General features: G+C 54.7%; 17 protein-coding genes and 1 tRNA gene. 8 read left to right on the top strand and 10 right to left on the bottom strand.

The annotated features are described in order from the left end of the window. Positions 1-109 precede the first annotated feature (109 nt). From V6940_RS00870 to V6940_RS00860, 3 genes are all read left to right on the top strand, one after another. The gene (locus V6940_RS00870; protein WP_035892650.1) at positions 110-337 is read left to right on the top strand and encodes a YejL family protein; all 228 of its coding nucleotides are present in this window, start codon (positions 110-112) and stop codon (positions 335-337) included. An 18-nt stretch (positions 338-355) separates the two neighbouring features. Then, positions 356-2,110 (top strand): LPS biosynthesis-modulating metalloenzyme YejM, encoded by a 1,755-nt coding sequence (gene yejM / locus V6940_RS00865; protein WP_333494481.1) that lies wholly within the window; start codon positions 356-358, stop codon positions 2,108-2,110. Between the two features lie 75 nt (positions 2,111-2,185). Next, positions 2,186-2,262: transfer RNA gene (locus V6940_RS00860), tRNA-Pro, on the top strand. Between the two features lie 46 nt (positions 2,263-2,308). On the opposite strand, the gene V6940_RS00855 is transcribed toward V6940_RS00860, so the two are convergent. Next, a complete protein-coding gene (locus V6940_RS00855; protein WP_223883148.1) occupies positions 2,309-2,812 on the bottom strand; it encodes a phospholipase D family nuclease in 504 nt (167 codons plus the stop codon). 181 nt (positions 2,813-2,993) lie between these two features. On the opposite strand from V6940_RS00855, the gene eco reads away from it, so the two are divergent. Then, positions 2,994-3,485, top strand: a complete 492-nt coding sequence (gene eco, locus V6940_RS00850; protein ID WP_185666873.1) for a serine protease inhibitor ecotin — start codon at positions 2,994-2,996, stop codon at positions 3,483-3,485. Positions 3,486-3,561: 76 nt separating this feature from the next. Here the strand turns inward: eco and mqo are convergent, their stop codons facing one another. Continuing rightward, complete coding sequence (mqo, locus tag V6940_RS00845; protein WP_333494480.1) at positions 3,562-5,214, bottom strand: malate dehydrogenase (quinone); 1,653 nt, start codon at positions 5,212-5,214, stop codon at positions 3,562-3,564. Positions 5,215-5,486: 272 nt separating this feature from the next. Between mqo and V6940_RS00840 the strand changes: the two genes are divergently transcribed. Beyond that, on the top strand, positions 5,487-6,725 hold the full coding sequence (locus tag V6940_RS00840; RefSeq protein WP_333494479.1) for a SulP family inorganic anion transporter: 1,239 nt from the start codon (positions 5,487-5,489) through the stop codon (positions 6,723-6,725). On the opposite strand, the gene mgtE is transcribed toward V6940_RS00840, so the two are convergent. The 6 genes from mgtE to V6940_RS00810 form a co-directional block, all read right to left on the bottom strand. Continuing rightward, complete coding sequence (mgtE, locus tag V6940_RS00835) at positions 6,688-8,124, bottom strand: magnesium transporter (protein ID WP_333494478.1); 1,437 nt, start codon at positions 8,122-8,124, stop codon at positions 6,688-6,690. The two genes, V6940_RS00840 and mgtE, sit on opposite strands and share 38 nt — an antisense overlap. Before the next feature lie 128 nt (positions 8,125-8,252). Further along, a complete protein-coding gene (locus tag V6940_RS00830) occupies positions 8,253-9,896 on the bottom strand; it encodes a multidrug ABC transporter permease/ATP-binding protein (protein WP_333494477.1) in 1,644 nt (547 codons plus the stop codon). A gap of 81 nt (positions 9,897-9,977) precedes the next feature. Then, the gene (gene alkB / locus V6940_RS00825) at positions 9,978-10,622 is read right to left on the bottom strand and encodes a DNA oxidative demethylase AlkB (protein WP_333494476.1); all 645 of its coding nucleotides are present in this window, start codon (positions 10,620-10,622) and stop codon (positions 9,978-9,980) included. Continuing rightward, positions 10,622-11,683 (bottom strand): bifunctional DNA-binding transcriptional regulator/O6-methylguanine-DNA methyltransferase Ada, encoded by a 1,062-nt coding sequence (gene ada / locus V6940_RS00820; protein ID WP_333494475.1) that lies wholly within the window; start codon positions 11,681-11,683, stop codon positions 10,622-10,624. Before ada ends, alkB begins: the two co-directional genes overlap by 1 nt. 73 nt (positions 11,684-11,756) lie before the next feature. Then, positions 11,757-12,809: an FAD:protein FMN transferase ApbE gene (gene apbE / locus V6940_RS00815; protein ID WP_333494474.1), complete on the bottom strand. Its 1,053-nt coding sequence runs from the start codon at positions 12,807-12,809 to the stop codon at positions 11,757-11,759. Positions 12,810-12,912: 103 nt separating this feature from the next. Then, a complete protein-coding gene (locus V6940_RS00810; RefSeq protein ID WP_333494473.1) occupies positions 12,913-14,082 on the bottom strand; it encodes a porin OmpC in 1,170 nt (389 codons plus the stop codon). Between the two features lie 836 nt (positions 14,083-14,918). Between V6940_RS00810 and rcsD the strand changes: the two genes are divergently transcribed. Continuing rightward, positions 14,919-17,594 carry a phosphotransferase RcsD gene (rcsD, locus tag V6940_RS00805; RefSeq protein WP_333494472.1) on the top strand — a complete coding sequence of 892 codons (2,676 nt, stop codon included), beginning with the start codon at positions 14,919-14,921 and terminating at the stop codon, positions 17,592-17,594. A gap of 15 nt (positions 17,595-17,609) precedes the next feature. After that, positions 17,610-18,260, top strand: coding sequence for a response regulator transcription factor RcsB (gene rcsB, locus V6940_RS00800; RefSeq protein ID WP_035892628.1), 651 nt, complete (start codon positions 17,610-17,612; stop codon positions 18,258-18,260). Positions 18,261-18,377: 117 nt separating this feature from the next. On the opposite strand, the gene rcsC is transcribed toward rcsB, so the two are convergent. Both rcsC and gyrA read right to left on the bottom strand, forming a co-directional pair. Then, entirely contained in the window at positions 18,378-21,224 is a 2,847-nt protein-coding gene (rcsC, locus tag V6940_RS00795; RefSeq protein ID WP_333494471.1) for a two-component system sensor histidine kinase RcsC, read from the bottom strand. A gap of 181 nt (positions 21,225-21,405) precedes the next feature. Beyond that, a complete protein-coding gene (gene gyrA, locus V6940_RS00790) occupies positions 21,406-24,042 on the bottom strand; it encodes a DNA topoisomerase (ATP-hydrolyzing) subunit A (RefSeq protein WP_333494470.1) in 2,637 nt (878 codons plus the stop codon). 161 nt (positions 24,043-24,203) lie between these two features. Between gyrA and ubiG the strand changes: the two genes are divergently transcribed. Beyond that, positions 24,204-24,932, top strand: coding sequence for a bifunctional 2-polyprenyl-6-hydroxyphenol methylase/3-demethylubiquinol 3-O-methyltransferase UbiG (gene ubiG / locus V6940_RS00785; RefSeq protein WP_185666861.1), 729 nt, complete (start codon positions 24,204-24,206; stop codon positions 24,930-24,932). Positions 24,933-25,229 lie beyond the last annotated feature (297 nt).

The raw sequence follows: 25,229 nt of genomic DNA, 5'->3' as shown, positions 1-25,229 counted from the left end.
CGCGGCAGCATAATGGCGAAAGGATAACGCGTTCCGCTGAAAAAAAGCGGAAAAAATGCTGCTGCTACGGTAATATACTGCCCTTTAATGAATAGACAGATTTCGATTTATGCCACAACAATCCCGCTATAGTGATGAACACGTTGAAAAACTCCTGAGCGAGCTCGCCAACGTGCTGGAAGAACATAAAGCCCCGACCGATCTTTCGCTGATGGTGCTGGGCAATATGGTGACCAACCTGATTAACAGCAGCGTGGCTCCGGCTCAACGCCAGGCTATCGCACGTTCTTTTGCCCAGGCGCTCCAGTCTTCTATTAACAGCGATCCTGCGCACTAAGGGTACAAGCAACAGTTTATGGTGACTCATCGTCAGCCTTACCGAGAAAAAGTCTCCCAGATGGTTAGCTGGGGGCACTGGTTCGCCCTGTTCAACATGCTGTTGGCCATGGTGCTCGGTAGCCGCTATCTTTTTGTCGCCGACTGGCCGACGACGCTGGCTGGACGCATTTTCTCCTACATCAGCCTTGTTGGGCATTTCAGCTTTCTGGTGTTCTCTGCCTATCTGCTGATTCTGTTCCCCCTGACCTTTATCGTCATGTCCCAGCGCCTGATGCGCTTCCTGTCCGCCATTCTGGCGACGGCGGGCATGACGTTGCTGCTTATCGACAGCGAGGTCTTTACCCGCTTCCACCTGCACCTCAACCCGGTGGTGTGGGAGCTGGTTATCAACCCCGATCAAAACGAAACCGCCCGTGACTGGCAGCTGATGTTTATCAGCGTGCCGGTGATTCTGCTGGTTGAGATGCTGTTTGCCACCTGGAGCTGGCAGAAGCTGCGCAGCCTGACGCGTCGCCGTCACTACGCCCGCCCGGTCGCCTGGTTCTTCTTTGCATCGTTTATCGCCTCGCACGTGATGTACATCTGGGCCGATGCTAACTTTTATCGTCCGGTCACCATGCAGCGTGCCAACCTGCCGCTGTCGTATCCAATGACCGCGCGCCGCTTCCTTGAGAAGCACGGGCTGCTTGACGCGCAGGATTACCAGCGCCGCCTGGTGGAACAAGGCGATCCGGAAGCCGTTACCGTGCAGTACCCGCTCAGCGATCTGCGCTATCGCGATATGGGTGTCGGCAAGAACGTCCTGCTGATTACCGTCGATGGTCTAAACTATTCGCGCTTCGAACAGCAGATGCCATCGCTGGCTCGTTTTGCGGACAGCAACGTCAACTTTACCCAGCATATGAGCGCGGGTAACACCGCCGATAACGGGATCTTTGGCCTGTTCTACGGGATTTCACCGTCCTATATGGATGGCGTCCTGTCGGCACGTATTCCGGCAGCGCTGATTAGCGCGCTTAATCAACAGGGCTATCAGCTGGGTCTGTTCTCTTCTGACGGCTTCACCAGCCCGATTTATCGCCAGGCGCTGCTGTCTGATTTCTCACTGCCGCCGGGCAAATCGCAGAACGATGCCCAGACGGCAAGCCAGTGGACTAACTGGCTTAAAAACAACGCCCAGGACGAAAACCGCTGGTTCTCGTGGGTGTCGTTTAACGGAACCACCATCAACAACGCTCAGGCCAACGACCGTCAATATGCTCGTGCGGCAGCGGATGTGGATGCACAAATTGCTAAGGTACTGGACGCACTGCGCGACTCCGGCAAGCTCGATGACACCGTGGTGATTATTACCGCCGGTCACGGCGTGCCGCTCAGCGACGAGAACAGCACCTTTAACTGGTCGCGCGCCCAGCTTCAGGTGCCGCTGGTCATCCACTGGCCGGGTACCCCAGCTCAGCGCATCGACCTGTTGACCGATCATAAAGATATTATGACCACCCTGATGCAACGACTGCTGCACGTCAGCACGCCGGCAAACGAATACTCGCAGGGTCAGGATCTGTTCAGCGCCACGCGCCGCCATAACTGGGTGACGTCGGCAGATAACGATACCCTGGCAATCACCACGCCAGCGATTACCGTCGTGCTCAGCCATAATGGTCACTATAAGACCTGGAACGCGGCGGGCGAGAAGGAAGAAGATCAAAAAGCCCAGCTCAGTTTGCTGCTGCAGGTGCTGACGGATGAAAAACGCTTTATCGCTAACTGATTGATTAAATTTAAATCAATTGGTGAATACTGACTTGCAATCAGGGATAAAAGCGGTAGTATTTTTTCCATGCGTCGGCACGTAGCGCAGCCTGGTAGCGCACCGTCATGGGGTGTCGGGGGTCGGAGGTTCAAATCCTCTCGTGCCGACCAAAAAGCTTATATAAACCAGCCTGTTATGGCTGGTTTTTTTATGCCCTTACCGCGACTTCCCCAGCGCCCAGCGGCTGTCAAAATGCGCCTGATACTGGCGGATAACCTCCGGTTCATCACGAATCACCAGCACATTCTCTGAGTTTTCCGTCTCTGCCGATTTAGCGAAGTTAAACGAACCGGTCTCCAGCGTATTGCCGTCCACGATCATCACTTTGTCATGCTGAATGTGGTAGTGGCCGTCAATGCGAACATCAATGCCGTTTTCTACCGCCCGGGCAATGGCCTTCTGGCTGACCTCCCCCTGATTTCGTCGCTTATCAATCACCGCCCGTACCTTCACACCGCGTTTTTGGGCACGAATCAACGCGTCGACAATATCTTTGGCCTGAAACGAGTAGGCCATCATATCAATGGAGCGCTGCGCACCATCGATAGTGCTCAACACCAACTCACGGGCGGACCCTTCTGGTGAGAACCCAACCTGGATTGTGGCCTGTGCGGCAGGGATAACGCCGAGAAGCGCAGCTATAATAAGAAATCGGGTCATTTTCATCATTCTTCAGGATATCCGTACGTTATCAGGCGAATTAATCAGTCTTAATCGCTATATTCATTCTAAAACACAATATTTAGAACTAGTCCTAATGCAAAATTCAGTAAAATACGATTACCATTGATGTCAGGAATGATATTCTCCTCTCGTTGCAAACTGATAAAAAGGATGAACAGTGAAAAACACACATAAACTTGCCGCTTCGTTACTGGCCATCGCCTGCGCTTCCAGCTCCGCCTGGGCCGCAGAACAACCGCTGGAAAAGGTCGCGCCTTTCCCTAAAGCGGAAAAAGGTATGACGCGTCAGGTGATTCAGTTGCCGGAACAGAAAGATGAGTCTGCCTACAAGGTAGAATTATTGATTGGTAAAACGCTGGAAGTCGACTGTAACCATCAGCGCCTGGGCGGCGAGCTGGAAAGCAAAACGCTGGAAGGCTGGGGCTACGACTACTATGTGGTGGAGAAAATCTCCGGGCCAGTGTCGACCATGATGGCCTGCCCTGACCAGAAGAAAACGAAAAAATTCGTCACCGCATCGCTGGGCGATGATGGCATGCTGCGCTACAACAGCAAGCTGCCGATTGTTATCTACGCGCCTGAGAACGTAGAAGTGAAATACCGTATCTGGGAAGCCCAGGAAACGGTACATAACGCCGTCGCGCGTTAATAAAAAACCCGGGGTCGCTTGCGCTCACCCGGGCTTCCAAATAATAAATCCCGGTCTGACCGGGATTTTTTCTTTTTTAGAGTGCGATATCCGCCATCTCTTTTGCTTCAACCGGTTTGGACGATACCTGCACCGCTGGCGTCGGATCCGCTTCACGGGTCGCTTCATGACGCAGCCCCAGCACTTCGCTGGTATAGGCCAACGTTTTTTCAATCAGATGCGGGTTTTCCGTCAGCGTAGAACCGTAGGTCGGTACCACTGCGCGAATTTTTTCCTGCCATTCTGCCGTCTGCATCTTGTCCTTAAAGACTTTCTCCATCAGCTCCAGCATGATAGGTGCCGCGGTTGATGCCCCCGGAGAAGCGCCCAGTAACGCGGCAACGGTGCCTTCATCATCGCTGACCACTTCGGTACCCAGACGCAATACGCCACCGATACGCGCATCACGTTTGATGATCTGCACGCGCTGACCGGCCTGCCACAAACGCCAGTCCTGCTTTTTCGCCATCGGATAGTAGGCACGCAGAGCCGCGTGGCGGTCTTTATCTTTCTGTAGCACCTGACTGACCAGGTATTTCACCAGATCGAAGTTATCCAGCCCGACGTTCAGCATCGGCAGGATGTTAGATTTATTGGTCGAGGCCAGCAGATCCCACAGCGAACCATTTTTCAGGAAGCGCGTAGAGAAGGTGGCGAACGGCCCAAACAGCACTACGCGTTTACCGTCGATGATACGGGTGTCGATGTGCGGCACAGACATCGGCGGCGCGCCCACAGAAGCCTGACCGTAGACCTTCGCCAGATGATGGTTAACCACTTCCGGGTTTTCACATACCAGGAACTGACCGCCAACCGGGAAGCCCGCGTACTCTTTCGCCTGAGGAATTTTGGTTTGCTGAAGCAGCTTCAGCGCCGCACCGCCCGCGCCGATGAAAATAAACTTCGCTTTGATGGTGCGTTTTTCATGGCTGCCGTTGGCGTCAGAAACCGTTACATTCCAGCTGTTATCTGGATTACGGCGGAAACGGCGCACCACGGTGTTGAGCTGCAGCGTAAAGCGTTCGCGCTTTTTGAGGCCCTGAATGAGCTGACGGGTAATCTCACCGTAGTTCACGTCGGTGCCCGCTTCGGTCCGCGTTGCGGCAATCTTCTGCTGCGGATCGCGCCCTTCCATCACCAGCGGCGCCCAGTCTTTAATCTGCTCGTGATCTTCGGAGTAGCGCATGCCGTTGAACAGCGGGCTCTTTTGCAGCGCACGATAGCGCGCACGCAGGAAATTGACGTTGTCATCGCCCCACACAAAGCTCATGTGCGGCACGGTGTTAATAAAGCTTTTCGGCTGCGTCAGCACGCCGCGCGTTACCTGGTGGGCCCAGAATTGACGGGAAATCTGGAAGGCTTCGTTGATATCAATTGCTTTGTCGATGCTGACGGAGCCATCGGCTTTCTGCGGGGTATAGTTGAGTTCCATCAGCGCCGAGTGCCCGGTGCCAGCGTTATTCCAGCCGTTTGAGCTCTCTTCAGCCACGCTTTCCATCTGCTCAACCATGGTAATCGACCAGTCTGGTTCCAGCTCCTGCAGCCATGTACCCAGCGTAGCGCTCATAATGCCGCCACCGATCAGCAATACATCTGTCTCGTGCACCACACGAGTCTTCGCCTTAGTCGCCACAGAAACCTTCTCGGTACCCGATTTCTGTGCGTTGGGTACAGCTATCTTTTTTTTCATCGTAGGGGGCCTTACTTGACTTGCGATTTGTTACATGCAGGTAAAAACATCCGTACGGTTACGTTACCACCAGCTAAGGTAAATTTAAATATTGTTTAAAATTTAAGTTGAGTTTTGAGATCTGTTATTAAAATGTTTAATAAATGTGTACAAAAAATGAGATTTGGTACTGGTAGAATGTGACGTGAAGCGGTATTATCCTCCCCTTTGTGATGGTACGCACGGAAGCCGGGATTATAGAAATCCCGCCATCGATAACCTGTGAACACCCTATGTCAAATGCTTCCCCCTCCCCTTTTTCTGGCTCCCTGCTTGCCGTCCTGACATCACCCTCTCTATTGACGCGTGAAGTTCTGGCAGGCGTGATTACCGCACTGGCGCTGATCCCCGAAGTTATCTCATTTTCTGTGATTGCGGGCGTTGACCCGAAGGTCAGCCTGATTGCTTCCGTGGTGCTATGCCTGTCGATGTCGCTTCTCGGCGGCCGCCCGGCGATGGTCACCGCCGCTGCGGGTTCCGTGGCACTAGTTATCGGCCCAATGGTGCATCAGCACGGCGTTGCCTACATCCTGCCTGCCGTAGTGATGGCCGGTATCATTCAAATTCTATTTGCCGCCTGCGGGATGGCAAAGCTGATGCGCTTTATTCCACAATCGGTAATGACCGGGTTTGTGAATGCGCTGGGTATTCTGATTTTCTTTGCTCAGGTTCCCCATTTCTGGAGCCGTAGCCCGCTGATTGTTGCGCTATTTGCCGCCACGATACTCATCGTGTTGTGGCTCCCGCGCGTGATGAAAAGCATTCCGTCGCCGCTTATCGCCGTCGTCCTCCTCACCCTCTATACCGCTACCAGCGGGCAGATTTTACCGACCGTTGGTGATGAAGGTTCGATGAGTGGCGGGCTGCCTGGCTTCACCCAGTGGCTGGTGCCGATGAATCTTGAGACGTTGCAGATTATCTGGCCGTGCGCGCTGAGTATTGCTTTTGTAGGCCTGATGGAGTCGCTGCTGACCGCAAAGCTGGTCGATGACCTCACCGTCACCCCATCGAACAAAACGCGTGAGAGCGCGGGCCTTGGCATCGCGAATATTCTGGCTGGCTGCTACGGCGGCATCGCCGGCTGCGCCATGATCGGTCAGACTATCGTAAACGTGGAGATGGGCAAAGGCCGCACCCGGATATCAACCATCGCGGCAGCGCTGGTACTGCTGCTGCTGGTCACCGCCTTAAGCGAAGTGATGGCAAAAATCCCGATGTCGGTACTGGCGGGGATTATGGTGATTGTCGCCTTCAAAACCTTTAACTGGCACAGCCTGCAGCCAGGCACGCTGAAGCGCACGCCGTGGCCGGAAACGCTGGTGATGCTGGTCACCGTCGGTGCGACGGTCAGCACGGGGAATCTGGCGATTGGCGTACTGGCGGGCATCATGATGATGGTTGTCGTGCCTGCCCGCCTGAAGCACCGCGCAAAGCTTAAAGCAGAAACACGGTCGCCAGCCCCAGAAAAATAAAGAAGCCGCCGGTATCGGTGATCGCGGTGATCATCACGCTGGAGCCGACCGCCGGGTCGTGCCCCAGCTTCACCATGATCATCGGGATCAGCACCCCCATCACCGAGGCCACCAGCAGGTTGAGGATCATCGCCAGGGTCATCACGGCTCCCAGATGTGGATCGCCGTACAGTAGCCAGGTGACGGTGCCCATAATGCCGCCCCAGACGATGCCGTTAATCAGCGCTACGCCCATTTCGCGCAGGATCAAAAACGAAAAGTTGCCTGGCTGAATATGCTGTAACGCCAGCGCGCGCACGATCATCGTGATGGTCTGGTTACCGGTATTACCGCCAATCCCCGCCACAATCGGCATCAGCGAAGCCAGCGCCACCAGCTGTGAGATGGTATGTTCGAAACCGTCGATCACGCGCGAGGCGATAAAAGCGGTACAGAGGTTAATGGCGAGCCACGCCCAGCGGGTTTTCACCGCTTTCATCACCGGCGCAAACACATCTTCCTCGCTGCTCAGGCCGCCCATGCGGCGCAGATCGCTGTCGGTCTCTTCGTAGACCACATCAACGATCTCATCGATGGTCAAACGCCCCATCAGCTTGCCTTCCGAGTCAATTACTGCGGCGCTGATGAGGTTATCACGCTCGAAGGTACGAGCGACGCTTTCCGATCGCTCCTCCGGGTGAAACGCGACCGGATCGGCCTCCATCACTTCATGAACGTAGCGTTCCGCCGCATTCAGCAGGATCGTTTTAAGCTCCAGTTCGCCAATCAGGGTTTGGTCGCGCTTTACCACGAACAGTTTGTCGGTGTTCTCCGGCATTTTGCCCAGCCGACGCAAAAAGCGTTGCACCGAGGCTAGCGTGACGTCCGGGCGAATGGTGATCACCTCGAACTCCATGATCGACCCCACCTGCTCGTGGGCATAGTTCATCACCTGGCGAACGCGCGCGCGTTCAGCGGGATCCATAGAGGCCAGCAGGCGTCCGGTCAGGTCACGCGGCAGGTGCTGAACCAGGTAGATCTGTTCGTCGATATCCAGCGTTTGCAGTGCATCGAGCAACGCCCGGTCGCTCATATCTTCAATGAGGTCATCCCAGACGTTCTCCGATGCTTCCAGCAAAACTTTCCCGCGCCGATCATCTTCAACCATGTTCCACAGCGCGTGACGCTCTTCTGACGGCAACGCTTCCAGGGTATCGGCAAGATCCGGCGGCGGCAGGTGCGCCACCAGCGCGCCCACTTCCGCAAGGTCATCAACCAGCGTGCCCTCATCATACTGCTCGGCCAGCGTCAGCTTGCCCAACAGCGCTGAAGTCACCGCTTTATCGGTGGTCAGCAACCAGATGAGCCGCTGGCGCTCTTCATCACGCAGGCGGGCGCTGTTCTTCTTCAACAGAGACATGAATAATCCTTATTCCTGAAAGTGCGCCCAATCGGATGATTGAGCGCATTAAGCATAGCGCGGGGGAATATAAAAAAAATTAAACGAGCCGCTCAGACGTTGAAAAAATCAGCAAAGCGGCTAAAAAATCAGGCGGTACGCGCAACGGCATCGCGGGAAGCGCGCTCGCGCTCCTCGCCCACCAGTTCGCTCAGTTGACCGTTACGCATCTCCAGCAGGCGATCTGCGTGGGTAAAGTAGTGGTCATCGTGGCTGATGGCGAAAATCGTTTTGCCCATCTGCTGCATCAGCGGCAGCAGCACCTGATAAAACTCGCGGCGGAAGTGCGGGTCCTGATCGGCCGCCCACTCATCAAGCATAATAATGTCGCGTTCTTCCGCCAGCGCCAGCAGCAGCGCCACGCGTTTTTTCTGCCCTTTAGACAGCTTCAGGTCGAGAATTCGTCCATCCTCGAGCTTCACCTTATGGCTCATTTGCAGCTGCGCCAGCCACTTCTCTACCAGCTCCGGCTTCGCCTGCTTGCCTTCCGGCCCCAGCAGATGTTCAAACAGCCAGACGTCGGTAAACACCGCGGAGAACAGCTTGCGATAGTCTTCCGGTTTATCCGCTGCCAGCGGCTGGCCGTCGAGCAGGATCTGCCCGGAGATCGGCTGATACAGTCCGGTCAGCAGCATCGCCAGCGTCGATTTGCCGCTGCCGTTACCGCCAATCAGGAAGACCATTTCGCCGCGCTTTAGCGTCAGGTTCAGCGGGCCGACCGCGAAGGTGTTGTCTTCATAGTGGAAGGTCACATCGCGCAGTTCCAGCGTCTGCCAGTTCGGGTGCGCCGTTGGCTGCGGGAACGGCTCGCGGAAAGGCGCCAGTGAGAATTTATTCAGCTTGTTAAATGCGACCTGCGCGCTCAGAAGCGTAGGCAATGCCCCTACCGCCGACAGCAGCGGGGTACGCAGGAACAGCAGCGTCAGGGAGTAGGTTGCCGCCACGTTAGTGTCGGCCCAACCCAGTCCGTTTGCCATCCAGAACACCAGGCCAATCGCGCCCAGCATCATGATATTCGACCAGTTAACGGCGCTCAGGTGGAAGGTATCGGCGCGGATAATATGGTGGCGATAAGCCTTTGCGTCCGGCGTGAACTGCTGTTCAAACACGTACTGCGCACGCTCGCGGTTCAGGGTGAGCTCTTTGCGCCCTTCCAGCACCGTCTGATAGTCGTTATAGAGGCTATCTTCGGTTTCACGCAGCGTTGCCATATGCTTATAGACGCGCGCCACCAGCATAAAACCGCCCCAGATGGTCAGCGCCATCCACAGTGCAGTAATCAGCAGCATTTTAGTCGACAGCATCGCCAGATAGGCAGCGGAGCCCACGGTGAGGATAACCCCCTGTACCAGTTCGGGCAGGCGCACAAAGGCAATGGTGATAGCGCGAATATCGCTGGTCAGGCCCGCGAGCAGCGAGGCGCTGCCGAGCTTCTCCACGCGTTCAACCTGAGTGTCGAGAATACGTTTGATAAATTCGCGACGCAGGCGATAAACGAAATGATGCCCCAGCGTCGTCAGTGCCAGCTGAGAGCCCAGCGTCACGGCCATCAACAGCAGCAGCAGCCCGAGAAATTCCGGCAGCACCGTAAGGTTGGTGTCGACCATTTCAATCAGACGTACGTTAATAAAGGCGATAAGTCCAATACCGAGCGCCGCGCTCAGCAGGCTCAGGGCGATAACGCCAATGAAGGGCCAGCGGTACTGACGCCAGACGAGTAAAAGAAGTTCCATAACAGCAACCAGAGCAAGAAAAACAGCCAGCAGTGTAAACTGCTGAGCAACGACATCAAGAATAATTCTTATTTTTATTCGTCATTGCGCAGCACGGCGAAACGTCAGGTTGTAGCGCCAGGCGCCCACCTGCGGATGGCTTCCGGGCTTAAGGGGCAAAATAGCGTGGTAGAACAGCCGGGACGCGCCGCCCCATACCACGATATCGCCATGCTCCAGCCAGACGCGCTGCAGCGGATCGTTGCGTTTTGCCCCACCGAACTGGAAGGTAGCCGGTAATCCCAGCGAAACGGAAACGATCGGCGCATCCAACCGCGCTTCATCTTTATCCTGATGCAACGACAGCTTTGCACCCGGCTGGTAGCGATTGATAAGACAGGCATCGGGGCTGAAGTTCGGGTATCCGGCCTGGCTCGCCGCCACCTGCGCCAGGTGGAGAAACACCTCAGGGATTGCTGGCCAGGGATTTCCAGTCAGCGGGTCGATGGCGGTGTAGCAGTAGCCGCGGCTGTCCGTGCTCCAGCCAAGCGGGCCGCAGTTGGTCATCGCCACCGACATGGTATACCCGCCCGGCGTCACCATATGGCGAAACGGCGAGACGCTGGCAACCTGCTCAATAGCAGCGAGCAGCACATCGCTCTGTTCACGCGCCAGACGGCGCAGAACGACGGCACCCGGCGCCAGCGGCTCTGACCACGGCGCTTCATCAGCAAACAGATCCAGCATCACCGCTCCTGCTCTTTTTCACGCACTAACAGCGCAGCCTTACGCGCCACACCCCAGCGATAGCCGGACAAACTGCCGTCTCCGCGAACCACACGGTGGCACGGTATCAGAATCGCCAGCCGGTTCGCAGCACAAGCCCCGGCCACCGCCCTCACCGCTTTCGGGTTGCCGATATCGTCGGCTATCTGCTGATAGCTACGGGTTTCACCGGCAGGGATCGCGCGCAGCGCCTGCCAGACCTGCTGCTGAAAGGCGGTACCGCGAATATCCAGCGGCAGCGTTAGCGGTGTTGAACGCTGATTCAGGCTGGCGATAACGGTTTGAATCTGCGCTTGAGACGCTGCATTCGCTGCCGTCAAGTGGGCAGACGGGAAGTTCTGCTGCAACTCCGTCAGCAGCGTAGCGTCATCATCCCCCAGCAGCACCGCGCAAATGCCACGGTCGCTCAGCGCCACCAGGCAGCGGCCCAGCTCGCAGCGGTCAGTCGCATAATGAATGTCAGCGGCTCTGCCGCCCTGACGGTAAGCGCGAGCCGTCATCCCCAGCACATTGTCTGCCTGGCGATAGTAGCTGCTGCTTGAGGGGAATCCCGCCGCCAGCACCGCCTGGGTGACCGGCTCGCCGCCGCTGAGTGAATCACGCAGCCGACGCGCCCGCCACGCCTGCTGCCAGGCCTTTGGCGTGATGCCAGTGACCGATTTAAACAGGCGGTGGAAATGATATGGGCTGACGGCAACCGCCTCAGCCAGCGCCTCGAGCGTCACCGGACTATCCTGTTCCAGCAGCCGACAGGCCTCGGCAACTTTGTCGATTTTCTGCTGTTCGGGAGAAAGGCTATCTGGTTGGCAACGCTTACAGGGACGAAATCCGGCATCCAGAGCAGCCTGCGCATTGGGATAAAATCGGACGTTCTGGCGCAGCGCGTGACGGGCACGACAGGACGGGCGACAAAAAATACCGGTGGTCTGTACGGCAAAAACAAACTGACCATCAGCGCGGGCGTCGCGATTCATCACCGCCAGCCAGCGGTCATCATCGGTATGTAGGGTATGAGATGTCATAACGGGCTCCTCCTTTTAGTGTAACCATCACTGTGACCAAAAGGAGGAATTAAAAAACCCGCAATCTTGCTTTTTAATTTTTCCCACTGACCAGGAACGCACGGAACTGCGGCGACATCCAGGTGGTGAATCCGTCACCCTCTTTCATGATCATATAGACCGCCAGCCCCTGCTCACGCACCACCTGCTGGGCTTTTTCCGTGCCGAGCACCATCAGACCAGTATCCCAGCCGTCTGCTTCCAGTGCGGTTGGCGCAATCACTGTGACCGACACCAGCTTGTGGGTAATTGGTCGCCCGGTTTGCGGATCGATAACGTGCGAGATCCGCTGACCATCCAGCTCATAGTAGTTGCGATAGCTGCCGGAGGTGCTGATCCCGTGGCCGTTAATGTCGACGATCGCCTGCACCGCGTTTTCCCGGTCGGTTGGCTTTTGAATCGCCACACGCCACGGCTGGCCATCGGCATTCATCCCACGACTTACCAGCGCACCGCCCACCGAGACCAGATAGCGGGAGATCCCCTCTTCGATCATCAGACGCGCCAGATGATCGGCGGCGTACCCTTCGCCAACGGTCGAAAGGTCAACATACAGATCGGGGATTGCTTTTTGCAGATACTGCTGGCCCGCGCGGTTAATCACCGTCAGATTTTGCAGCCCGGTGCGCGCTTTCGCGGCATTTATCTGCGCCTGAGTCGGCGTTTTCACCGGTTGTTTATCCGGACCAAAGCCCCAGAGATTGACCAGCGGCCCCACGGTGATGTCCATCGCCCCCTGCGTTTTCTGCCCAATGCGCAGCGATTCGGTGACGATATCCGCCATCCCTTCACTTACCGGCCATGGGCTGGTGCTTTGCGACTGGTTAAAACGCATCAGCGCCGAGTCGTTTTTCCAGGTCGACAATAGCTGATCGTCACCATCGAGCAGCGTCTGCACCTTCTGACGCAGATTCTCCGCCCTGTTTTGATCGAGGCCAACCACGCTCACCCGCCAGAACGTGCCCATGGTTTTACCATCAAGTACGGTCACCTGCGCCTTTGGGGTTGCCGGCGCGCTGGCGTTGTCACAGCCAGCCAATAAAATAACGACGCCAAGCAGCATCGTACGTAAAAAAGTCATTTCCATCGGTTATTACCCTCCTGCAATCGGCGCAAGAGTACACTAATTAGCTGAAATCAGACATTAAAAAAGGGGCCCAAAGGCCCCTTTTGTCTCGGTCGAAACCGAATTAGAACTGGTAAACCATACCCAGCGCTACGATGTTGTCGGTAGAGATACCGGCAGCCTGAGTGAAGTCGTTTTTGTCCAGCAGGTTGATTTTGTAATCAACGTAGGTAGACATGTTTTTGTTGAAGTAGTAAGTCGCACCTACATCAACATATTTCAGCAGATCCTGGTCGCCGAAATCTCTCACGCCGTTGTCGATGTTTTTACCTTTAGACTGCAGGTAAGCGATGGACGGACGCAGACCGAAGTCGAACTGGTACTGTGCAACCACTTCGAAGTTCTGAGCTTTGTCAGCATAGCCGTAAACGCCAGCGTTCGGGGAACCACCGAAACGAGTTGCGTTGTAGGTCTGGGTGTACTGAGTTGCCAGATAGATGTTGTTCGCATCATATTTCAGGCCAGCGGAGTAAGTTTCAGCGCGATCGCCGCTACCGTAGATTTTGCTGGTGCTAGTTACATTAGTAGTAGCATCAGTGGTCACGAAGGTGCTGGTATTCTGCTCAGTAGTACGTTTAGAAGAGGAGATCGCACCACCCACGCTGAAGCCTGCGCCCAGATCGTAAGTCAGGGAGCCGCCGAAACCGTCACCGTTCTGTTTCAGAGCCTGACGACCGTTAGCCGTTGAGCCTTCACCAGATACGCTGCCGTTTTTACCCTGATACTGCAGAGCAAAGTTCAGGCCATCAACCAGACCGAAGAAGTCGGTGTTACGGTAGGTTGCAACACCGTTAGCACGGGATTGCATGAAGTTGTCAGAACCGTAGGTGTCGCCGCCGAATTCTGGCAGAACGTCGGTCCAGGAGGTCACGTCGTAAACCACGCCGTAGTTACGACCGTAGTCGAAGGAACCCGCATCGCCAAAACGCAGACCCGCGAAGCCAACACGAGTCCATGCCTGGTCGGAGGAACCTTCGGTGTTGTTCGCCTGGATGTTGTATTCCCACTGGCCGTAACCGGTCAGTTGGTCGTTGATCTGAGTTTCGCCTTTGAAGCCCAGACGAACGTAAGATTGGTCGCCGTCGTTACCGTTGTCGCTGGAGAAATAGTGCAGGCCATCGACTTTACCGTACAGATCTAATTTGTTGCCATCTTTGTTATAAATTTCAGCCGCATTTGCTGCGCCCGCTACCAGCAGTGCTGGTACCAGGAGGGACAGTACTTTAACTTTCATGTTATTAACCCTCTGTTGTTATATATATGCCTTTATATATGCCACTGCTTACTGATTAACCCTCATTAATCAGTCGGCAGACCCATTGTGCTGTAAAAATTAGAATAATCCAATAAGAATATGATACGAAAATCGCTCAAATGTTTCATTTATCCCTATAGATGTTTCAGAATGTAAATTTAAGGGAACTTTTATAAGCACAAAAAGCCATGAAAAATAGCACTAATAATCAAAATAGAAAAAAATAAATTCATCAAATCAATGAGTTAAAAAACAGATCAGGTATAGCACTGAATGGTAAAACAAAACTTTCACCTACAACTAAAATAGTCCTCGCTATCATCATTAACTTTATTTATTACCGTCATTCAATTCTGAATGTCTGTTTACCCCTATTTCAACCGGATGCTTCGCATCCGGTTTTTTTTACCTTTCTTTACGTAAACTGAATCAAACTGTGCTACCGCACGTAAATTGTAACGACTATTAACTAATCAAATCTCATACCATTTTTATGGTATCCAGACACTAGATTAATAATGTCTTGTTATTTAGTGCTATTTTTCAGTCGTTATTCGTAAATAACTGTACAATAAATGTTACATTGTACAATTAATCCGCAACAAACTATTTCTGCTCACCACCAATATCCAACGCCCTCCTCCGCATATCATTGCCGCCAGCTCCGCGCAGTGTAATTTGCCCCGTAGATGCATCTTGCCGACTTTTTTGTATATACTGCCAGCAGTGCAAAAACAGGATCTTCGCGCCTCAATGCCGATTCAGGCTTGAGCTTCTCCTCATTCAGATGCCGTTATGATGGGTTACACACGCCAATGAGTCAGTCCGACAAGATGAACCCGACGAAATTCTCTCTGCTTCCGGGGAGCATCACGCGTTTCTTCCTTCTTATGATCATCGTATTGCTGGTGACGATGGGCGTGATGATTCAAAGCGCCGTCAACGCCTGGCTTAAAGATAAGAGCTATCAGATTGTCGATATGACGCACGCCGTCCATAAGCGCATCGATACCTGGCGCTACACCACCTGGCAGATCTACGACAACATCGCCGCCGCGAATTCCAATACACCGCCTGCCGATGGCCTGCAGGAAACCCGCTTAAAGCAGGATGTGTATTACCTTGAGAAGCCACGCCGTAAAACCGAAGCGCTGATTTTCGGTTCGCACGACAGCGCCACGCTCGATATCACCCAACGTATGTCGACCTATCTCGATACCCTGTGGGGCGCGGAAAATGTTCCCTGGTCGATGTACTATCTCAACGGCCAGGATAACAGCCTGATTCTTATCTCTACCCTGCCGTTAAAAGATCTCTCCTCCGGCTTTAAAGAGTCAACCGTGGGCAGCATTGTTGACTCACGCCGGGCTGAAATGCTGCAGCAGGCCAACACCCTGGATGAGCGCGAAACCTTCTCGTCGCTGCGCCGTCTTGCCTGGCAGAACGGCCGCTACTTTACCCTGCGCACCACCTTCAACCAGCCTGGGCATCTGGCAACCGTCGTCGCCTTTGATTTACCGATTAACGACCTGGTACCGCCAACCATGTCGCTGGACAGTTTCCGCCTGGAGCCCGATCCGGCGCAGAATGCCCAACGCGCACAGGAAAAAGACCCGAGCGACAGCGTCTCCATCAACTTTAATAGCTCGCGCATTGAGATAACCTCGGCGCTGAACGGCACCGGCATGCGGCTGGTGTGGCAGGTGCCGTTTGGCACGCTGCTGCTCGACACCTTCCAGAACATTATGCTGCCGTTACTGCTGAACATTGGGCTGTTGGCGCTGGCGTTGTTCGGCTACTCGACGTTCCGTAATCTGCCCACTCGCGGCAGTAACAGCAACGTTCCTTCGACGGGAACCAATAATGAGCTGCGCGTACTGCGCGCCATCAATGAAGAGATTGTCTCATTGCTGCCGCTCGGGCTACTGGTGCACGATCAGGAGTCGAACCGAACAATAATCAGCAACAAAATTGCCGACCATCTACTGCCGCATCTCAACCTGCAAAACATCACCAGCATGGCGGATCAGCATCAGGGAGTGATTCAGGCCACCATTAATAATGAACTGTATGAGATTCGTCAGTTCCGCAGCCAAGTTTCACCGCGCACCCAGATTTTCATTATTCGCGATCAGGACCGGGAAATTCTGGTGAATAAGAAGCTCAAGCAGGCCCAGCGTCTGTACGAGAAGAACCAGCAGGGCCGCGCAGCGTTTATGCAGAACATTAGCGACACGCTGAAGCAGCCGATCAAAGCGCTCGCCGCCGAGGCCAGCACCATTGAAACGCCAGACGGGCAGAAGCTCGCGAATCATGCCGACCTGCTGGTACGGCTGGTCGATGAAATTCAGCTTGCCAATATGCTGGAAAACGACAGCTGGAAAGGCTCGTCCACGCAGTTCTCCCTGCAGGAGCTGATCGATGAAGTGGTGCCTGAAGTGCTGCCGTCGATTAAGCGCAAGGGGCTGCAGCTACTGATCAATAACCAGCTTCCAGCAAAAGAGCAGCGCCACGGCGACCGCGATGCGCTGCGCCGCATTCTACTGCTGCTGATCCAATACGCGGTGACCACCACGCAGATTGGCAAAATTACCCTTGAGGTCAATGCCGATGAGTCGGTGGAAGAACGCTTAACCTTCCGCATTCTTGATACCGGCAACGGCGTGTCGCACGGTGAAGTCGATAATCTGCACTTCCCGTATCTGAACGACACCCAGTCAGACCGCTACGGCAAAGCCAACGCCCTCACCTTCTGGCTGTGCGATCAGCTGGCGCGTAAACTCGGCGGTCACCTTAACATTAAGGCACGGGAGTCGCTGGGCACACGCTATACGCTGCACGTCAAAATGCCGGTGCGCGAAGAGGACGTGGAGCCCGAAGAGCAGCTGCTGGATGATGTGGTGGCGATGGTGGATATCACCTCAAACGAGGTTCGCAACATTGTCACCCGCCAGCTTGAAAGCTGGGGCGCGACCTGTATCAGCCCTGACGAACGAGCAACAAGTCAAGAATTTGACCTTTTTTTAACAGATAATCCGTCTAATCTTACTGCTTCGGGCTTGCTTTTAAGCGATGATGAGGCTGGGATACGCAAAATTGGCCCAAGTCAGCTGCGTGTGAACTTTAACATGAGCAACGCCATGCAGGATGCCGTACTCCAGCTTATTGAAGAGCAACTGGCGCAGGAAGAAGTGACGGAATCGCCGCTGGGCGGGGATGAAAGTGCCGAGCTTCAGGCCAGTGGCTATTATGCTCTGTTTGTGGATACGGTACCGGAAGATGTTAGCAGGCTGTATACTGAGTCCGCGGCGAAGGATTTTGCCGCACTGGCACAGACAGCTCACCGCCTTAAGGGTGTGTTTGCCATGCTAAATCTGGTACCTGGCAAGCAGTTATGTGAATCGCTTGAGCATCTGATTCGTGAAAAAGATGCGTCAGGCATAGAAAAATACATCAGCGACATTGACACCTACGTCAAGAGCTTGCTGTAGCAAGGTAGCCTTTACATGAACAATATGAACGTAATTATTGCCGATGACCATCCGATTGTGCTGTTCGGGATTCGTAAGTCTCTGGAACAAATTGAATGGGTTAATGTTGTTGGCGAATTTGAAGACTCCACTGCGCTAATTAACAACTTACCAAAACTTGATGCACACGTACTGATTACCGACCTCTCCATGCCTGGAGACAAGTACGGTGATGGTATTACGCTTATCAAGTACATCAAACGCCACTTCCCGGGTTTGTCCATCATTGTGCTGACCATGAACAACAACCCGGCAATTCTGAGCGCCGTGCTGGATCTGGACATTGAAGGGATCGTGCTGAAGCAAGGCGCGCCGACAGACTTGCCAAAAGCGCTGGCAGCGCTGCAAAAAGGCAAGAAGTTTACCCCGGAGAGCGTCTCTCGCCTGCTGGAGAAAATCAGCGCGGGTGGTTACGGCGACAAGCGCCTGTCACCAAAAGAGAGCGAAGTGTTACGTCTCTTTGCTGAAGGCTTCCTGGTAACGGAGATTGCGAAGAAGCTGAACCGCAGCATCAAAACCATCAGTAGCCAGAAAAAATCGGCCATGATGAAGCTGGGCGTGGAAAACGACATCGCGCTGCTGAACTACCTCTCCTCCGTGACGCTTTCGCCGTCAGACAAAGACTAAACCATGTTGCATATCGGGCCTGCTTTACGTAGGCCCGATAAGCGCTACGCCATCGGGCAATCCTGTACAAATCGCCGGATGGCGGCGTTGCCTTATTCAGCCTACCAACAAAATCCCTTACTCTCGTGCTTTACGGACTCGTGCGGCATAGACCGTTAGCGTCTGTTTGAGCACGTCCAGCGTCACTGGTTTCGACAAACAGCTATCCATCCCCGATTCCAGACAGCGTTGCTTCTCTTCGGCCAGCGCGTTGGCCGTCACCCCGACAACCGGAAGCGTCAGCCCCAGTTGGCGAATACGCTGCGTCAGACGATAACCATCCATATTCGGCATGTTGACGTCGCTAAGCACAATATCAATGTGATTCTTACTTAGCACGTTCAGCGCATCAACGCCGTCGTTGGCAGTTTTACACTGATACCCCAGCGATCCCAGCTGATCGGCCAGCAATCGGCGGTTGATCGGGTGATCGTCGACGACGAGGATCATCATATCGTCGTTGCTGTCTGCCGGGGCTTCATGGGCAGACTGAAGCTCCGCCGCATCGCCTGTTTCCACCTTCACGCGATAGATACGTCCCAGCAACGTCATCAACTCATGCGGAGAGACAATGCTGTGCACCCACTGGCCTGGCGCATATTCCTGCGGAATACCAATATGGCGACGGCAGAAAACCACCGCGGCCCTGCCCGTCCACGGCTGTGACAGTTCGTCATCAGCGATCAGCAGATCGTCTGGCCCAGGCGCTTCACCGTCGTACAGGCGAACGTCAATACCGTGCCAGCTCAGCAGCGAATGAATAAAGTCGGAGAGCGACGCATTACGTACCGCCAGCCAGCAGCGAATCTTCGCCAGCCCGTCAATCGCCAACGGCGTAGCGTCCTGCTCACCGTACAGCGGAATGCGCAGCGTAAACTGGCTGCCCATACCCGGCTCGGTATCCACTGCGATATCGCCATCCATCATATTGACCAGCTTTTCACAAATCGCCAGCCCCAGCCCGGTCCCCTGGAAGTTACGCTGTACGCCGGTCCCCACCTGGAAGAATGGGTCAAACAGGCGCACCACTTCTTTAGCCGGGATACCGACACCGGTATCACGAATGCTGATGCTGAGGTAATACCCTTCACGCTTCAGATGTAAAACGATACAGCCGATATCGGTAAACTTGATGGCGTTGCTTAGCAGGTTAGAGATAACCTGCTGCAGGCGCATCGGGTCGCCCATCAGCTTCATCGGCACGTCCGGCTCGATAAAGCAGTACATGCCAAGCTGTTTTCTCACCACCAGCGGCAGATAGTTAGCGGTAATGTGGTTCATCACCTCTTTAGGCGAGAACTCGCGCGGCTCGATTTTCAGCTGCTCGGACTCAATTTTCGAGAAATCGAGGATGTCGCTGATGATCTTCAGCAGCAGCCCGGAAGAGTTGTTCATCGCCGTTACCAGGCGGTCCACGCCCTTCGGCAGCTCTTTGGTTTGCAACAGGTCGAGGTTACCGATAATCCCGTACAGCGGGGTACGCAGCTCATGGCTGACGGTGGCGAGGAACATCGATTTCGACTGGCTCGCCTGCTCCGCCGCCTGTGCCATCTCCTGCAATGACTCTTCCATTTTGACGCGCGAACTCACGTCCACCAGCACGCAGATCGCTACGTTTTCGTTGCGGTAGCGCGAGTGAACGAAGCTGATTTGCAGGTTGGTATTGTTGCTGGTCAGCACGTCGACGAAGTTAACCTGCTGGCCGCAGATAATCTGTGTCAGACGCTGACGATCCTCGTGGGTCAGCATATTGAGATAGTTATGCGCCAGTTCGTTACTCAGGATGTTGGTGCCGTCCTGAGTACGCAGAATACAGATCCCCACCGGCGCCGAGGCGACAATTTTGCGGTTGAACTGCTCGTGCTCTTCAAGGCGCAGCGCATCGGATTCAGCCGGTAAAAAGATACGTCGTTCGTACATGCGCGCCATAGTAAACAGCGCAATACCGGTCAACAGGTTCAGCAACAGCGCGTTCAGCACCAGAATACGAATACGTTCCAGCACCGCATCCAACGGCACCGAGTAGACGATACTGAGTGAGGACGGCGACAGCGTCTTTTTCAGCACCAGCTCACGGTAGCCGGCGGTATAGCCGAACCACAGTCGCTCCTGCAATCCACGCGCGTTGATATGCATTTTGGTATCCGGCCCCGCCAGATTAATCAGCGTGTTACCGTTATCATCCAGAATGGATACCCCCATCGGCATACTGCCTGGCGTAAAGAAGTTTTCCGCGCGAATGGTTTGCTCAACGCCCAGCAGCGCCTGCAGACGGTTCGCCAGATAGACCGGCGTCAGCGCATAGAAGTAACCGACGCTATGGCGCGGCCCTTGCCCTACCCAGAACAGGTTGCCGCCGCGATCGTCCTGCGGAGCATTGCGATAGGCCATAATACGTTCGTGCAAGGCCTTCAGCGCCTCGCTGCGATCTACCGGCATTTCGCGCAGGCCAAAGTTGGCCATGCACAGGTTGTCACTGCCAATTAAAAAGACGCGATTGAGATCGTAGGCCGCCGAGAAATTTTCCCGCCAGTAGCGCAGGAACCAGGACAGCGATTCCAGCGGGCCGCGCCAGGTGGTATCCAGAGTACCGCAGTCAGAGTCAGGGAACAGCGGTTCAAAATCAGGCACATCGGAATTGTCTTTTACCTGCCCGCCCGGCAGCGCGCCGTTCGCCGCGGTAAGACGGTTTTCCGCAATGTACTTGAGCTCCTTTATCACATCGGAGGTGCGCTGGAAGTAACGCTGGGCCTGATCGGAGTTAAGGATAAATTCCTGACGGATTTCCGACTCTTTTTGATGCAGGGCATTCACGATATAGAAGACGGAAATCAGCGCGATAAGCAGCCAAAGCAGCAGCGCCAGCGCCCGAAACAGGTAACGTGAAACTTTCAGCGTTGTGCGAAAGGAGACAAGATATTTCAAAGTGGCGAAACTCCGCCGTTGAGGGCTAACAGGATGTGGTTAAGGTAGCGGGAAAAGCCGCCAGCCGCAATCAGAGAGTCGCTTAGAACACCTAGCTCGGCCGAGCGCAGCGACGCCGGGAATGCAACAAGCATAAAAAAGGGCCAGTTTTCACCGGCCCTTTCTCAACGTTGCTCAACGATTACTCTTCAGCATCGTCCGCGACGTCGTCATCGCTGTCGGTTTCCGGCGCGATATCATCATCGCCTTCCGCCACGCTACCGTCGATAGCGTCCAGCTCTTCGTCATCAACCGGCTCGGCCACGCGCTGCAGACCCACCACGTTTTCATCTTCCGCAGTACGGATGAGGATAACGCCCTGGGTGTTACGCCCTACCACGCTGACTTCCGACACGCGAGTACGCACCAGCGTACCAGCATCGGTGATCATCATGATCTGGTCGCAGTCGTCGACCTGCACCGCGCCCACCACGGAGCCGTTACGCTCGGTGACTTTGATAGAGATAACGCCCTGCGTCGCACGCGACTTGGTCGGATACTCTTCAGCAGCGGTACGTTTACCGTAGCCGTTCTGGGTCACGGTCAGGATTGCGCCTTCGCCGCGTGGAACAATCAGCGATACCACGCTGTCTTTTTCCGCGAGCTTAATACCGCGTACGCCGGTCGCTGTACGACCCATGGCACGGACGGCATCTTCTTTAAAGCGCACCACTTTACCGGCGGCAGAGAACAGCATGACTTCATCGGAGCCGGAGGTCAGGTCAACGCCAATCAGCTCGTCGCCTTCGTTAAGGTTCACCGCGATAATACCGGCAGAACGCGGACGGCTGAACTCGGTCAGCGCCGTTTTCTTCACGGTACCGCTGGCGGTCGCCATAAAGACGTTCACGCCCTCTTCGTACTCGCGTACCGGCAGGATGGCGGTGATACGTTCGTTCGCTTCCAGCGGCAGCAGGTTGACGATCGGACGGCCACGCGCGCCGCGGCTAGCTTCCGGCAGCTGATAAACCTTCATCCAGTACAGACGACCAAGGCTGGAGAAGCAGAGGATCGTGTCGTGGGTGTTGGCCACCAGCAGGCGGTCGATAAAGTCTTCTTCTTTAATACGAGCAGCTGACTTGCCTTTACCGCCACGACGCTGAGCTTCGTAATCGGTAAGCGGCTGATATTTGACGTAACCCTGATGAGACAGCGTGACGACAACATCTTCCTGGCTGATCAGATCTTCGATATTAATATCGGCGCTGTTAGCGGTGATTTCAGTACGACGCGCGTCGCCGAACTGTTCACGAACCAGTTCCAGCTCTTCACGGATCACTTCCATCAGACGCTCGGCGCTGCCCAGAATGCGCAGCAGTTCAGCGATCTGTTCCAGCAGCTCTTTGTACTCGTCGAGCAGTTTTTCATGCTCAAGGCCGGTCAGTTTCTGCAGACGCAGATCCAGAATCGCCTGTGCCTGCTGTTCGGTCAGGTAGTATTTACCGTCACGAACGCCAAACTCAGGTTCCAGCCACTCTGGACGCGCCGCGTCATCACCCGCACGTTCCAGCATCGCGGAAACGTTGCCCAGTTCCCACGACTGTGCCACCAGGCCCGCTTTCGCTTCGGCTGGGGTTGGCGCACGACGGATCAGTTCAATGATCGGGTCGATGTTCGCCAGCGCAACGGCCAGCGCTTCCAGGATGTGTGCACGGTCACGCGCTTTACGCAGTTCGAAAATGGTACGGCGAGTCACCACTTCACGACGGTGACGCACGAACGCAGCGATAATCTCTTTCAGGTTCATGATCTTCGGCTGACCATGGTGCAGAGCAACCATGTTGATACCGAAGGAGACCTGCAGCTGGGTCTGGGAGTAGAGGTTGTTCAGCACCACTTCCCCGACCGCGTCGCGTTTCACTTCAATCACGATGCGCATACCGTCTTTATCAGACTCGTCACGCAGCGCGCTGATGCCTTCAACGCGTTTATCTTTTACCAGCTCGGCGATTTTCTCGATCAGGCGCGCTTTGTTCACCTGATACGGAATTTCATGCACGATGATGGTTTCACGACCGGTTTTGGCGTCGGCTTCGACTTCCGCGCGGGCGCGAATGTACACTTTGCCACGACCGGTACGATAGGCTTCTTCAATCCCGCGGCGGCCGTTGATGATGGCGGCAGTCGGGAAATCCGGGCCTGGGATGTGTTCCATCAAACCTTCGATGGTGATGTCTTCGTTGTCGACATATGCCAGACAGCCGTTGATCACTTCCGTCAGGTTGTGCGGTGGTATGTTGGTGGCCATACCTACGGCGATACCAGAGGCACCGTTAACCAGCAGGTTAGGAATTTTGGTCGGCATTACATCTGGAATACGTTCGGTGCCGTCGTAGTTATCGACGAAGTCTACCGTCTCTTTTTCCAGATCGGCCATCAGCTCATGGGCGATTTTCGACATACGGATTTCCGTATAACGCATCGCTGCGGCGGAGTCGCCATCGACAGAACCGAAGTTACCTTGACCATCTACCAGCATGTATCGCAGCGAGAATGGCTGTGCCATACGGACGATAGTGTCATAGACGGCAGTATCACCATGCGGGTGATATTTACCGATCACGTCACCCACGACACGGGCTGATTTTTTGTAGGCTTTGTTCCAGTCATTGCCCAATACGTTCATGGCGTAAAGTACGCGACGGTGTACCGGCTTCAGGCCATCTCGGACATCCGGTAGCGCACGGCCAACAATGACCGACATCGCATAATCCAGATAAGAGTTCTTTAGCTCTTCCTCAATGTTGACCGGTGTAATTTCTCTCGCAAGGTCGCTCATCTAACCGCTATCCCTCTACTGTATTCCCGGATTCAAAGGTCGCAAATTATAACACATTAGCGTAAAGACAGGTAAACCCATTAGCACCCCGCGAACGCTTTATTCACACCGTGGTACTGATATACTCGCTCTCAATAACGAAATAAGGAGCAGGAACAGCCATGAATGCCGAAAAAGCTGCGGTAGCGCACAACGTAGACCACGAAGAGATTGCCAAATTCGAGGCCGTCGCGTCACGCTGGTGGGATCTGGAGGGGGAATTTAAACCTCTGCACCGCATTAACCCGCTGCGTCTGGGCTACATCGCCGAACGTTCCGGCGGCCTGTTTGGCAAAAAAGTGCTGGATGTCGGCTGCGGCGGCGGCATTCTGGCCGAAAGCATGGCGCGTGAAGGTGCGACGGTCACCGGCCTGGATATGGGCTTCGAGCCGCTGCAGGTGGCCAAGCTGCACTCGCTGGAAACCGGTATTCCGGTCGACTACGTGCAGGAAACCGTCGAAGAGCATGCGGCAAAGCACGCCGGGCAGTATGACGTGGTCACCTGTATGGAGATGCTGGAACACGTTCCGGACCCGCAGTCGGTGGTGAAAGCCTGCGCCCAACTGGTGAAGCCCGGCGGGCAGGTCTTTTTCTCCACGCTCAACCGCAACGGCAAATCCTGGCTGATGGCGGTGGTTGGCGCGGAGTACATTCTGCGCATGGTGCCAAAAGGCACCCACGACGTGAAGAAATTCATCAAGCCTGCCGAGCTGCTGAGCTGGGTTGACCAGACCGTGCTGAAAGAGCGCCACATGATTGGCCTGCATTACAACCCGATAACCAACAGCTTTAAGCTGGCACCGGGCGTAGACGTTAACTATATGCTGCACACCACCGCAAAAGCAGAGTAAACACCCCATGCCGGATGGCCTGCGCTTATCCGGCCTACGTGTCGCCTACCAATCATGGGGGGCGTCTACGTTAAAATTGCGCTACATCATATTGCGCAATTTCCCCCTTCGACGAAGAAATCAGCACTCGATCAAATTTTCATTTTTTTTTGCAAATTATTGACATTCCCGCCAGCCCTTACGTGCCGTGGACTTCACCTTTTTTACCCTTTATCAACCTCAAGTTAACGCCAAAATCAACCCTTGTGCTCAAAAGAATCCAGACTAGAATACTCACCATATAGCGTTTAATTAATC

It is taken from the genome of Kluyvera sp. CHPC 1.251 (assembly GCF_036759945.1).
Classification (GTDB): Bacteria; Pseudomonadota; Gammaproteobacteria; order Enterobacterales; family Enterobacteriaceae; genus Kluyvera; species Kluyvera sichuanensis.
This window is presented reverse-complemented; position numbering and strand designations above follow the sequence as displayed.